Annotated in this window: 12 protein-coding genes; 6 read left to right on the top strand and 6 right to left on the bottom strand. The window is 70.1% G+C overall.

Annotation, left to right across the window (positions count from 1 at the left end):
* Nucleotides 1–89 precede the first annotated feature (89 nt).
* A complete protein-coding gene (locus IU450_RS09790) occupies nt 90–1,220 on the bottom strand; it encodes a Gfo/Idh/MocA family protein (RefSeq protein ID WP_195149383.1) in 1,131 nt (376 codons plus the stop codon).
* A 587-nt stretch (nt 1,221–1,807) separates the two neighbouring features.
* The gene (locus IU450_RS09785) at nt 1,808–1,963 is read right to left on the bottom strand and encodes a hypothetical protein (protein ID WP_195149382.1); all 156 of its coding nucleotides are present in this window, start codon (nt 1,961–1,963) and stop codon (nt 1,808–1,810) included.
* A 166-nt stretch (nt 1,964–2,129) separates the two neighbouring features.
* Between IU450_RS09785 and IU450_RS09780 the strand changes: the two genes are divergently transcribed.
* From IU450_RS09780 to gatB, 5 genes are all read left to right on the top strand, one after another.
* Entirely contained in the window at nt 2,130–3,020 is an 891-nt protein-coding gene (locus IU450_RS09780) for a serine hydrolase (protein ID WP_195149381.1), read from the top strand.
* A gap of 81 nt (nt 3,021–3,101) precedes the next feature.
* Complete coding sequence (locus IU450_RS09775; protein WP_195149380.1) at nt 3,102–4,136, top strand: ATP-dependent 6-phosphofructokinase; 1,035 nt, start codon at nt 3,102–3,104, stop codon at nt 4,134–4,136.
* A 74-nt stretch (nt 4,137–4,210) separates the two neighbouring features.
* Nucleotides 4,211–4,654 carry a hypothetical protein gene (locus tag IU450_RS09770; protein ID WP_195149379.1) on the top strand — a complete coding sequence of 148 codons (444 nt, stop codon included), beginning with the start codon at nt 4,211–4,213 and terminating at the stop codon, nt 4,652–4,654.
* A gap of 36 nt (nt 4,655–4,690) precedes the next feature.
* The gene (locus IU450_RS09765) at nt 4,691–6,064 is read left to right on the top strand and encodes an alpha/beta hydrolase family protein (protein WP_195149378.1); all 1,374 of its coding nucleotides are present in this window, start codon (nt 4,691–4,693) and stop codon (nt 6,062–6,064) included.
* Between the two features lie 64 nt (nt 6,065–6,128).
* Nucleotides 6,129–7,634 carry an Asp-tRNA(Asn)/Glu-tRNA(Gln) amidotransferase subunit GatB gene (gene gatB / locus IU450_RS09760; protein WP_195149377.1) on the top strand — a complete coding sequence of 502 codons (1,506 nt, stop codon included), beginning with the start codon at nt 6,129–6,131 and terminating at the stop codon, nt 7,632–7,634.
* A gap of 14 nt (nt 7,635–7,648) precedes the next feature.
* Here the strand turns inward: gatB and IU450_RS09755 are convergent, their stop codons facing one another.
* The 3 genes from IU450_RS09755 to IU450_RS09745 all read right to left on the bottom strand — a co-directional run bounded on the left by IU450_RS09755 (nt 7,649) and on the right by IU450_RS09745 (nt 10,266).
* Nucleotides 7,649–8,590 carry an SMP-30/gluconolactonase/LRE family protein gene (locus IU450_RS09755; RefSeq protein ID WP_195149376.1) on the bottom strand — a complete coding sequence of 314 codons (942 nt, stop codon included), beginning with the start codon at nt 8,588–8,590 and terminating at the stop codon, nt 7,649–7,651.
* A 96-nt stretch (nt 8,591–8,686) separates the two neighbouring features.
* A complete protein-coding gene (locus IU450_RS09750) occupies nt 8,687–9,319 on the bottom strand; it encodes an NAD(P)-dependent oxidoreductase (RefSeq protein ID WP_195149375.1) in 633 nt (210 codons plus the stop codon).
* Complete coding sequence (locus IU450_RS09745; RefSeq protein WP_195149374.1) at nt 9,316–10,266, bottom strand: EamA family transporter; 951 nt, start codon at nt 10,264–10,266, stop codon at nt 9,316–9,318. Before IU450_RS09745 ends, IU450_RS09750 begins: the two co-directional genes overlap by 4 nt.
* Nucleotides 10,267–10,345: 79 nt before the next feature.
* Here IU450_RS09745 and IU450_RS09740 point away from each other — a divergent pair, with 79 nt between their 5' ends.
* Nucleotides 10,346–11,233 carry a LysR family transcriptional regulator gene (locus tag IU450_RS09740; RefSeq protein WP_195149373.1) on the top strand — a complete coding sequence of 296 codons (888 nt, stop codon included), beginning with the start codon at nt 10,346–10,348 and terminating at the stop codon, nt 11,231–11,233.
* A 381-nt stretch (nt 11,234–11,614) separates the two neighbouring features.
* On the opposite strand, the gene IU450_RS09735 is transcribed toward IU450_RS09740, so the two are convergent.
* The gene (locus IU450_RS09735) at nt 11,615–12,721 is read right to left on the bottom strand and encodes a PQQ-dependent sugar dehydrogenase (protein WP_195149372.1); all 1,107 of its coding nucleotides are present in this window, start codon (nt 12,719–12,721) and stop codon (nt 11,615–11,617) included.
* Between the last annotated feature and the right edge of the window lie 11 nt (nt 12,722–12,732).

Below are 12,732 nucleotides of genomic sequence, written 5' to 3'. Positions count from 1 at the left end.
TACACAATGTCTTGGCGGTAGCCCTTCTCTCGGAGCGGCTCGGAACGTCAGGCGGCTGTCGTCAGCGGTCCGACCGTGACGGCGAGGATTCACAGCGCGGTGACCCGGCGGCGCATGCCGGTTTCCGCCGCCGCGGTGACGGCGTCGAGCAGACGGCGCTGCCGCAGGCCGACGGTGAAGTCGGGGCGAGCGGTCCTGCCCTCGGCGATGGCGGTAGCGGTCTCGCGGTAGACGCCCGCCACGTGGGCGATCGGGCCCGCGGGCAGGGTGGACGGCAGTCGGTGGTAGTGGTCCGGGACCTGCATCTCGCTGACGTCTCCATCGTTGCCGCGTAGTTCGATGCGCCAATCGGCCCAGTGCAGATACATCCCGGACTGGACTGGACTGATGGTCAGAGTTCCTTCCGTGCCGCGTATGTAGAGCGCGAATCCGTGCGGTGCGTCCGCATGTCCGCCGTGCACCGTCACCGTGACGACGGCCCCGCAGGTCAGGCGGCCGGCCAAGGCCAGTTGCCCGGGTTGGCTATTCGGGACGGTGCGGCCGGTCCCGAGCACGGTCAGCTCGTCGTGCAGTGTGGCGAGGACGGCGGATACCTCGGTGAGTTCACCGGCCAGGTGTTCGAGCACCCCGAGCACGTGGCCGGCCATGATGGTCAGCAGGCCGCTGCCCTGGCCTGGATCGGTGCTCCAGGCGAGTTCGGGCCGAATCGAGCTGCCGCCGAACGGGTCTCCGGCGGCGACGAGGGTGATCGCGGAAACGGCCCCGATCCGACCGGCCGCGAGCAGGTCCTTGACGAAGTTCACCGACGGCGAGTGGTAGCCCTGCAGCACCACGGTGTGCACCACACCCGCCGCCACCGCCGCGGCCGTCAACTCGGCGGCCTCGGACGCGCTCGTGCCCATCGGCCACTCGCACACGACGTGCTTCCCGGCGTCGAGCGCCGCGCGCACCACGGCCGCGTGCCCCGGTGACTTGACCGCCGCCACAACCAGATCCACTTCCGGATGCGCGGCCAGTTCCGCCGCGTCGGTGAACGCGTGCCGGGCGCCGGCGGCTTCGGCCGCGGCGTCCGCCGACGCACGCTTCGTCGTCGCCACCGCCGTGACGCGGAACTCGGGCAGCTCGGCCAGCGCCGGTAGATGGGTTGCGGCGGCCCAGCTTCCCGTGGGATTCGCGCCGACGATGCCGACGCCGAGCGGTGCGGTGGTGCGACCGGTCATGCAAGCTCCTAGTTCTGTACCGTTTGGTAGTAAACTAGACGGCGCGCGGCCCCGAGGCAACCGGTAAAGTACCGATCGGTAAGAAACTCAAGGCTGATCCCGCCGGGCGAGTGTGTTCTCGGTCAGGGTCTCGGCGATGGTTGCTGTGAGGTTGCGAGTCTGGGGCACTGAACTCCGGGGGTGGCAGTGCCGGGGCTCGACCGGTCCCGTGCGGGATCGCCGCAGAGGAAACCCGAAGAGGCAATGCCGTCCCGGCGAACTGGTGCCCGATCTGGCGGCCGGCGTGACCGGCCTTCGGCTGGCCTCGATCCGACCGCGCCCCGCGCTCGATGACCGCCGGTTCGTCGGGTGTGGTCCGGTCCAATGCCCGTCTTTCTCACCCGGACGGTTCTAGGGGCCGGTCTCGGTGGTCGTGCGATGGTCACCGGTCGAGCCGGAGCGCATGCGTCGTGAAGCCCGCCGAACGTGCTCACGGGAAGTCGGACCCGAGAGGCCGTCGCCTGGGCACCGACAAGTCCTGCGGTAATACCCCAATGCTATTGAGCATGACCGGCGTGCGGCGATCTGTCCGGCAGTGGCTGTGGCGGTCAGGCGATTTCGGTGAACTGGGGCGTAATCGAATCATCTAGTACGTTCTCCGGGATAACGAGAAGCAGTTCTCGGGTGAGGTCGGCGGCGAGCAGCGTCGCCGGTACCGATCCCGGCCGCTCGGCGACATCGGGCGGGTAGGTGGAGGTGTCCATGCTTGTTGACCACGCCGTCGTCACGTGGCGGGGCCACAAGAGTCAGCCGACCCATGGCCGCGCCCCTGCCGTCGCGGTGGGCGGTCGGCGAGGCGGGCCGGTGCGGTGCCGGGATGCCGAACCGATCTCGCAAGCCGGCCGAGTTCGCGAAAAGAATGTGTAGAAAATGCTTACTGATCGATTCCGCAAAGCTCGAAACGCTCTCGGGTGCGCGGCGCTCGTCGTCTCTCTGGTAGCCGGATGCGGAGCCGACCGCAGGGAAGATCCGGCATCCAGCGAACCCACCATCACCGAGGCCGCGGCGCGTACCGACCAGAAGGGCTTGTCGCTCATCGTGCCGGGCACCCTCGCCGCGAGCTATGCCGAGCTCGCGGCAGGCGTGCGCGGGAAGCTCGGGATGGCCATCATGCCGGTCGGCGGAGAGCAGGCGGTCACCTTCGGCGAATGGACCAGCGGTCCGGCCTGGTCGACGATGAAGGTCCCGCTGACCATCGCCGCGCTGCGGCGCAGCCCCGGCGGCTCGAATTACGCCGCCTCGGCGGCGATCACGCAGTCCGACAACGCCGCGGCCGACGTGCTGTGGCAATCGCTCGGCACCGCGCAGGAGGCGGCGCAGGCCGTGCAGGCGGTGCTGCGCGAAGGCGGCGACAACAAGACCGTCGTGCCCGCCACCCGGGCCCGTTCCGAGCATTCGGCCTTCGGGCAGGCCGAGTGGTCGCTGACCGACCAGGTGCGGTTCGCCTCGCGCCTGCCCTGCCTGCCCCAGGCCGAGCGGGTGACCTCGCTGATGGAGCAGGTCGTCGTCAGTCAGCGCTGGGGTCTCGGCGAGTTCACCGGCGCCGAATTCAAGGGCGGCTGGGGACCGGACACCTCGGGCGCCTACCTGGTGCGGCAGTTCGGGATCATCAGCATCCCCTCCGGGCAGATCGCCATCGCGATCGCGGTGCAGCCCGAGTCGGGAACGTTCAACGACGGCATGAACGTCCTGGACAAGCTCGCCACGGTCGTCTCCGGGCATCTCGACGAACTGTCCGGGGGGCGCTGCACCGCGGCGTGAACCCGTCCGGCCAGGTGGCGTTACACACCGTTCACGGGGGTGGGGCTGCCTGGATCGGACATGAAGGGCAAGATAGCGGCCATGCGCATCGGAGTTCTGACCGGAGGCGGAGACTGCCCAGGGCTGAACGCGGTCATCCGTGCCGTCGTTCGCACCGCGAACGGCCGTTACGGAGACGCGATCGTCGGCTTCGAGGACGGATGGCGCGGCCTATTGGAGGACCGCAAGATCCAGATCAGCAACGACGACCGCACCGACCGCATCCTCACCAAGGGCGGCACCATCCTCGGCACCGCCCGCACCAACCCCGACGTGTTGCGCGCGGGCCTGGGCCGGATCAAGCAGACCCTGGACGACAACGGCATCGAAGCCCTCATCCCGATCGGCGGCGAGGGCACGCTCACCGCCGCGAGCTGGCTGTCCGACGAGGGCGTCCCCGTGGTCGGCGTCCCGAAGACCATCGACAACGACATCGATTGCACCGACGTCACTTTCGGCCACGACACCGCGCTGAGCATCGCCACCGAGGCGATCGACCGGCTGCACACCACCGCCGAGTCGCATCAGCGCGTCATGCTCATCGAGGTGATGGGCAGGCACGCGGGCTGGATCGCGATCAGCGCGGGCATGGCGGCCGGCGCGCACCTGACCCTGGTGCCGGAGGTCCCGTTCGAGGTGGACGAGGTGTGCGCCATGATCAAGCGGCGGTTCCAGCGCGGCGACAAGCACTTCATCTGCGTCGTCGCCGAGGGCTCGCACCCGGCGCCGGACTCCGGATTCACCTTGCGCGAGGGCGGTATCGACGAGTTCGGCCACGAGCGTTTCACCGGCGTCGCCCAGCAGCTCGGGGTGGAGATCGAGCGGCGCATCGGCAAGGAGGTCCGCACCACCGTGCTCGGTCACGTGCAGCGCGGCGGCAGCCCCACGCCCTACGACCGGGTGCTGGCCACCCGCTTCGGCCTGCACGCCGCGGAGGCGGTGCACGCGGGGAAGTTCGGTCAGATGGTCGCGCTGCACGGCACTTCCATCGACCTGGTGCCCCTGTCGGAAGCCACCAAGCAGCTCAAGCGGGTGCCCGCGGAACGCTACCGCGAGGTGGAGGCGTTCTTCGGGTAGCCGGTCGATGCCGGGGTCGCTGAGCGCCACCGTTATCGGCCGGTCCGTGCCGGTGCCCGGCTACCCTGGCCGATATGGCCGAGCTCAACGTTCACGATCTGCCCGACGCCACCGTCGACGTCCTGCGCCGCAGGGCGCGCGCTGCGGGGCTACCGCTGCCGCAGTACGTCGGGCGAGAGCTGGACGCGCTCGCACGACGGCGCACGGCCGACGACACCGTTGTCGAATTCCTCGAATCCGAGGGACGCGACATCGCGCCGGAGATCGATGAAGACGCGGTGACTCTCGTCCGGATCTACGATCTGCCGATCGAAGCGCTCGACGTCCTGGGCCGCCGTGCTCGCTGCGCCGGTCTCCCGCTGGGGGAGTACACGCGTCGCGAACTGGTGCGGCTGGCCCGGCAGACGACCGTCGAGGACGCACTGCTGGAGTTCCGTGAAGTGCAGGAACAAGCGCCGGATCTGCGGCTCGACATGGCCGAGATCGCCGCCGCGGTGCGGTACGCACGCGGCGAATAGCCGGAGCCGAGCCGGACTGTCGGTACTGTGAGTCGCATGCGCAGTGGGCGACTGATCGGGTTGGCTCTGTTCGTGATCGCGGCGTTGGTGGCCGGGTGCTCGGAGTCGAATCCACCCGAGCCCACCATCGGTGATTGGCACGGCGACATCGAGGTTCCCGGTCAGCCGCTGCAAGTCGGCGTGAGCTTCCGCGACGGCACGGCCACCATCGACATTCCTCTGCAGGGCGTGACCGGCGCGCAACTGAAAGACGTCAGCTCCGACCGCAACGGCGTGTCGTTCGCGATCCCCGACATCCCGGGCGACCCGGTCTTCCGCGGCGAGTACGAATCCGGAACCGACCGGATCACCGGCGATTTCACGCAGGCAGGTCAGAGCTTCCGGCTGGCACTGAGCCGAGGCAAGGTCGAGCCGCCCGCCCGCCCGCAGGAGCCGAAGCCGCCGTTCCCGTACAAGACCGAGGACGTCACCTATCGCAACGGCGACATCACCATCGCGGGCACACTGACCGAGCCGCAGGGTCCGGGACCGTTCCCCGCCATCCTCATGATCACCGGAAGCGGCCCCCAGGACCGCAACGAGGAACTGATGGGCCACAAGCCCTTCCTCTTGCTGGCCGACACCTTCACTCGCGCGGGCTACGCCGTGCTGCGCGCCGACGACCGCGGCGTCGGCGGCACCAGCGGCAAACTGGACGACGCGAACTACACCGACCTGGCCGAGGACGCCGCCGCGGGTGTTCGCTTCCTGCGCGCACGCCCGGACATCGACCCGGCTCGGGTCGGGCTCTTCGGGCACAGTGAGGGCGGCTACCTCGCGCCGCTGGTCGCCGCGCGCCCGGACAGCGGCGTCGCGTTCGCCGTCCTGATGGCCGGACCGGGCGTCCCCGGCTCGGACGTGCTCGTCGAACAGACCCGCTTGATCGCCGCCGCGAACGGCACACCGCCCGACCAGGTGGACGCCAGGGTGCGCGACACCGCCGAACTGGCCGCCCTGCTGAAAGCGGGTGACCTGGACGGCGCGAAGCAACTGGCCGTCCGGCAGAACCAGGCCCTGCCCGCCGACCAGCGCGTGCCGGACGAGCAGGCGGCCGCGCAGATCACGCCGTATCTGGCCGCTCTGGTCGGCTACGACCCGGCGCCCGCCCTCGCCGCTGTGCGCGTGCCCGTGCTCGCGTTCTTCGGCGGCAAAGACCTCCAGGTGCCCGCGGCGCAGAGCGAGCAGCCGATGCGCGATCACCTCGCCGCCGACCCCGACGCGACCGTCCACGTCTTCCCGGGGCTCAATCACCTGATGCAGCCCACCGACACCGGCCGCCCCAGCGAGTACAGCACCATCGAAACGACCGTCGCTCCCGAGGTGCTCGACTACGTCACCGGCTGGCTGCGGCAGCGGGTCCCGGCGAAGTAGCGCGCCGCCCCACGACGCGAGAGCCGCTGCGCTGCGGCGGGAGCGCTTACCTAAACTGATGGCCATGAGCGCACCCACGGTCGACCTGATGGATTACTCGGATGTCATCGCCCGGTTCGAGCCGGTGCTCGGCATGGAGGTCCACGTCGAGCTGAACACCGCGACGAAGATGTTCTGCGGTTGCCCGACCGAGTTCGGCGCCGAGCCGAACACTCAGGTGTGCCCGGTGTGCCTCGGTCTGCCCGGTTCGCTCCCGGTGGTCAACCAGAAGGCCGTCGAGTCCGCGATCCGGATCGGGCTGGCGCTGAACTGCTCGATCACCCCGTGGGGCCGGTTCGCGCGCAAGAACTACTTCTACCCCGACCAGCCGAAGAACTACCAGATCAGCCAGTACGACGAGCCGATCGCCACGAACGGGCACCTGGACGTGCTGCTCGATGACGGCAGCACCTTCCGGGTGGACATCGAGCGCGCGCACATGGAGGAGGACACCGGCAAGTCGGTGCACATCGGCGGCGCGACCGGTCGCATCCACGGCGCGAGCCACTCCCTGCTGGACTACAACCGCGCGGGCGTGCCGCTGATCGAGATCGTCACCAAGCCGATCACCGGCGCGGGGGAGCGGGCGCCGGAGGTGGCGCGGGCCTACGTGACGGCGCTGCGCGATCTGCTGAAGTCCCTCGGCGTCTCCGACGTGAAGATGGAGCAGGGGTCGCTGCGCTGTGACGCCAACGTCTCGCTGATGCCCGTCGGCGCAACCGAATTCGGCACCCGCACGGAGACCAAGAACGTCAACTCGCTGCGCAGCGTCGAGGTCGCGGTGCGCTACGAGATGCGCAGGCAGGCCGCGGTGCTGGCAGCCGGCGGCACGATCGTGCAGGAGACCAGGCACTTCCACGAGGCCGACGGCACCACCTCGCCCGGCCGCCGCAAGGAAACCGCCGAGGACTACCGCTACTTCCCCGAGCCGGACCTCGAGCCCGTCGCGCCCGACGCGGAGTGGGTGGAGCAGTTGCGCGGGAGCATTCCCGAGTACCCGTGGCTGCGCCGCGCGCGCATCCAGTCCGACTGGGGCCTGTCCGACGAGGTGATGCGCGACCTGGTGAACGCGGGTGCGCTGGACCTGATCATCGCCACCGTCGACGCGGGAGCCCCGGCGAACGAGGCGCGCTCCTGGTGGGTCGCCTACCTCACCGAGAAGGCCAAGGAGCGCGAGGTCGCGCTGGAGGACCTGCCGATCACCCCGGCCCAGGTCGCCGAGGTGATCAAGCTGGTCGACGCGAAGACGATCAACAACAAGGTGGCCAAGCAGGTCGTCGACCACGTGCTGGCCGGGGAGGGCGACCCGGCGCAGATCGTCGAGGCCAAGGGGCTCGGCATGGTCAGCGACGACAGCGCCTTGCAGTCCGAGGTGGAGAAGGCCCTGGCCGCCAACCCCGACATCGCCGACAAGATCCGCTCCGGCAAGGTGCAGGCAGCGGGCAAGATCGTCGGCGACGTCATGAAGGCCACCCGCGGCCAGGCCGACGCGGCCCGGGTCCGGGAACTCGTCCTCGCCGCCTGCAGCTAGGCGGTGCAGCCCTTTCAGTGGGGGCTGTCGATCGCGACCGAACTGTAGGGCGTCGCCGGGGTCGGCGGCGTGGTGTAGCGGGCGTTCGGCACGTACAGACGCTCGCCGAACGCCGCGACGGTGGTCGGTACGTCGAAGCGCGGGTCGGTGACCCGTCGCACGACCGTGCCCGTCGTGCCCGCGCGGTCGAGCGCGACCACGGCGATCGCGTTGGACCGGTTCTGGACAACGAACAGTGTGCTGCCGCGCAAGAGCAGCCCGTCGCCATTGGGCAGCGTCTCGGCGCCGAGATCGATCAGCCGTGTCGTGCCGGTCGCCGGGTCTACGCGGAACAGTCGGCCGGTCACCGACTGCACGATGATCAATCCGGTGCCGTCGGGCGTGCGCACGATTCCGTTGGCGTTGATCGCTCCTGGCTCGTATCGGATGTCGCCGGTCAGCGGACGTCGCACCACCGCCGTGGGCGGCGGCAGCGCAGCGTCGTCGCCCACGGGCAGGTGATACAGCACGGGTGTCCGCGAGTCGGTGTACCACGCGCCCGCGGGCGTGAGCACCACGTCGTTGACGAACGTGTCCGGCGGCGTTGCGAGCCGGTAGCTCGCCGACACCGCGCCCGTGCGCGTGTCCACGATGCGGGCGTCGCCTCCGGTGCCGCCCGCGACGAACAACCGATCACGGTGGTCGACCTGGAGCCCGAGCGCCGGCGTACCCGGTCCGGGGCTCAGGATGGCGCCTCGCCCGGCCACCAGGTCGGCGCGGTAGATGGAGCCGTCGGCCCGCGAGCCGAAGTAGGCGACCGGCTGCGACCCGATCGCGATCCCTTCCGGCTGGAACCCGGCAGGCAGGTCGATCGTGGCCGGGAGAACCGGATTGTGCGCCGCCGTCCGATCCGCGGGTATCAGCGCCGTAGCGCCGAGGCAGGCGAGCGCGACCGCGATACCGAGGATTCGTTTCATCTGGTCGTCCCTCCGTCGTCATGGTCGCCGGGTCGCGAACCCATCTGATCGCGGTATGACCCGCAGTAGTCCCGAGCAGAGTGGCGTGCCGCCCGCTCAATAACCGACCGTGAAATGCCTGCTCTCGCTCGGATTCTCGAGCTCGTCGAGCACAGCGACAGCGAGGTCTTCGGCGGAGATCCGCGAGGTGCCGTCGGCGGCGGCGACGAGTGTGGTGGTGCCGCGTCGATAGGTTCCGGTGCGTGGTCCGGGTTCGAGGACGGCGGGTGGGCTGAGATAGACCCAGTCGGCCGAGTGCGCTCGGCAGGTTTCCCATTGGGCGAGGCTGGCGGCGGCGATGGGACGGATCGCCTCCGGTACGTACTCCGGGCTGTCGAGAACGAGCCGGTCGGGGCGTCCCGGGTTCCGCAGTGGGGCGGCGCCTCCGACGACGAGGATGCGCGTCCGGGCGATCGTGGCCGCGTCCAGCAGGGCCGTCATGGTCGCCGCGACGGTGTGTTCCTGCCCGAGGGCCGGGCGCGTCGCGGCCACGATCGCGTCGGCGCCGTCGAACAGTCTGCTCATCCGGTCGGGGTCGTTCGCGTTGCCCTCGACGGCGGTCACCCCGGTGGGCAACGTGGTCGGCGGTAGTTTGCGGAATACGGCGACGAGCTCATGGCCTCGGCTCGAAGCTTCTGTGACGACGCGTGAGCCGACCATGCCGGTGGCTCCGACGACGGCGATCTTCATCGAGGTGTCCTTTCGAGCGGGGGTGTCGAGGCAAAGGGCGAGCGGCTCGGAGCGGGAAGCTGCCCCGCGACGATCGCGGCGAGTGCGAGCGCGAACCCGACGATTTGCACCGGGCCGAGGGTCTGGCCGAGCAGAACGGCGCCGAGAACCGCGGCGACCAGCGGCGAGAGCAAGACGAGAACCGCGACCGAGGTGACGGGCAAGGTACCGATGCCGCCGAACCACAGGACATAGGCGAGAAGACCGCCGACCAGGCCCAGCCAGAGATAGCCGAGGACAGCGGGCGGGTCGATGGCGGGAGGCGCGCCCTCGACGAGGAATGTGACGGGCAGCAGGAACAGGCCGCCCGCGGTGAGCTGCCAGCCTGCGAAAGCGGTGGGCCCGGCCTCGGCGGGCCGTCCCCACCGTTTCGTGAGCGTCAGGCCGAGCGCCATCGAGGCCGCGGCGCCGAGACCCGCCACGATTCCGGCGAGGTCGAGCACCGCGTTCGGCCCGATCACCACCAAGCCGACCCCGACGACGCCTACCGCGCCCCAGGCAAGGCGCCATGCGGAGGGGCTCTCGTGCAGGACCACCACGGCCAAGACGGCGACCACGAGGGGCTGGGCCGCCGCCAAGGTCGCGGCCACGCCGCCGGGTAGGCGTTCGGCGGCGAGGAACAGCAGCGGGAAGAGCAGCCCGATGTTGAGCACGCCCAGGACCGCGGCCTTCCCCCACCAGGCGCCACGCGGCAGCGTCCGCGTGATGGCCAGCGCGATCAAGCCCGCAGGCAACGCGCGCAGCAGTCCGGCGAACAGTGGGTGCCCTGGGGGAAGAAGTTCGGTGGTGACGACATAGGTCGTGCCCCACGACGCGGGAGCGAGCGCCGTCAAAACGGTGCGAGGCAGATCTCCCCGGGGAGCGCCCCTGTCTCCACCGGAAACCACCTGTACTGCTGCACTTTTCACACACGCAGTCTCGCCCGGCAGTGATCAATGAGTCCAACACATGTTTGTCACTTCATCGATCTCATTGCACGATTGATCCATGGAGTTACAGCAGATGCGCTACGTCGTCGCCGTCGCCGAGACGAACAGCTTCACCCGGGCCGCCGAACGATGCCTGGTCGTCCAGTCCGCCCTCAGCCACCAGATCGCGCGCCTGGAACGGGAACTGGGCGCGCGACTGTTCGAGCGCACCAGCCGCCGGGTGCGCCTGACGCCCGCCGGTGCGGCGTTCCTCCCGGCCGCCCGCCAGTGTCTGGACGCCGCCGAGCGCGCGGCCGCCGAAGTCGCCGCCGCTGTCGGGGAGGTACGCGGACGGCTCGCCGTCGGCTTGATCCCCACTGTCGCCGCGGTCGACATCCCGGAGGCACTGCGTGACTTCCGCGGGCGATACCCGCATGTGCGCATCAGCCTGCGGGTGGGCGCGAGCGAGGAACTGATCGAGAAGGTCGAGCAAGGAGCCATAGACGTGGCTTTCCTCGGATTGCCCACCACGGCGTGCCCCCGAGGTGTCGTCGCCCATGAACTCGCCCGCGATCGCCTCGTCGCCGTGGTCGCGCCGGACCACCCCCTCGCCGGTGAGCCGACCGTCGACCTTCGCAGGCTCTCCTCCGAGGTCTTCGTAGACCTTCCGGCCGGAACAGCCGGACGCCTGCAATCCGACCGAGCCTTCGAAGCCGCCGGTCTCACCCGCGACGTCGCCTTCGAAGTGACCAGCGCGGACTACATCGCCCGCCTCGTCAGGCCCGGACTGGCCGTCGCGATGCTCCCCTCCGCCTACGTGCCGCAGCTCGAGGGCGTAGTCACCATCGAGGTCGCCGACGCACCGGCCCGCGTCGAATACGTCATCTGGAGCCGAAGCCGCCCACCCGCGGCCACCGCCTTCCTCACGATTCTCGGCATCACGCCGCAGGACCGGGACAAACCCTGAAAGACCTCGGATCGTCCCCCATCCGGGTCTACCGATCCCAGGCCCTCATCGAGCATCAACGGCCGGTACAGGCGCCGCCGCAGCGTCACCGCACACGGGTGCGAGCCACCGAGAACGCGACTTGTTGGTCCGAGCCGGTTACGATTCGCCGCCGCGCCGCCGGCACGGCAGAGCCGAGGTCCGCGGTTGCGATTTCACTCGACCACACCGGCCCAGCTCCCGGTTTCGAGCGAAGCGAGACCGAGCATGCGCCGTTCGCGGCCCGGTTCGCGTCCGAGCGGCCGCCGCGTCCGCGACGATGTCGCCAGCGGCGGTCGCTCGGACGCACGATCAAGGGGCCGCGAACACGCAGCGCCGCAGGCGCTGCAAATCGAACACAGCTCAGTCCGGTCCGCCGCCTCCGGCCTGCGGGGGCGGGATGCGGACGACGCGGTCGTCGAACGGCCCCGGCTGGCCGTCGGTCTTGTTCACCGTGGTCACCCAGATGGTGCCGTCGGCGCCGACCGCCGCGCCGCCGAGCTGTCCGTACTTGTCCTGGGCCACCAGGGTCGGCGCCGCGGTGACCGCGTGGGTGTTCGGGTCGGCGCCCGCGATGGCGAGGGCCTTCGCGCGGGTCAGCGAGATCGCGACACCGTCGGTCGCGGCGGCGCAGCCCGCGACGCCGGGGCGGTCCGGCCAGGTCCACATGGTGGTGACCACGCCGTCGCCGCCGAGCCGCTGCAGCCGGTCCTCGGCGGCGGTGCGGTCGGTGATCCAGATGCTGTCCTTGCTGTCCCGGCACACGTCTCCGGCGGTGCCTATGCCCGAGACGGCGATTTCCGGCGGTGGCGTGCGGCCGGGCACGGGAGAGTTCACGCGCAGCAGTTTGCCCGCGAGCGAGCCCGCCGAGGCCGCCGCGCCGGGATTGCCCGCATCGCCGGTCAGCACCAGCATCTGGTCGGACGAGACGAAGTCGATCGCGCCGTGGTTGCCGGTGGCGCCCTTCGGGATTCCGGTGAGCACGTCTTTGGGGGAACCGCCTTCGGCGATGCGGACCACCCGGTTGTCGCTTGAGGTGGTGATGTACGCGTACATCAGGCCGTCTTCTCGGTAGGTCGGCGACAGCGCGATGTCGCTGAGGCCGCCGTCGCCGGAGCCGTCCACGTCCAGCCGGGCGATTTCGACCGGCGGCTGCTCGGGGACCACCTTCAGGATGCGCCCGGTGCGGCGCTCGGCGACCAGCGCGCCGTCGGCGAGTGTGACCAGCCCGCCGGTGGTGTCCAGGCAGGTCGCCACCACCGCCGGGTCCGGATCGATGCACGGGCCGCTCGGCCGGGTGGTCGAGGTGGGCGGCTGACTCGGTTTCTTCGGGTCGATGTTGGCTCCGCGCAGGGTCGGTTCCGGGGTGAACGGACTGGACGCCGAATCGTCGAACCGGGCGCAGCCGACCAGCAGGACGGAGCCGAGCGCCAAGCTCGCCGCGACGCGGCCCACGACAACCAAACTCATAGCCCAGACGT

Source organism: Nocardia abscessus, assembly GCF_015477775.1.
Lineage (GTDB): Bacteria > Actinomycetota > Actinomycetes > Mycobacteriales > Mycobacteriaceae > Nocardia > Nocardia abscessus_A.
Note: the sequence above shows the minus strand (reverse complement) of the source record. Positions and strands in the feature narration are given on the sequence as shown.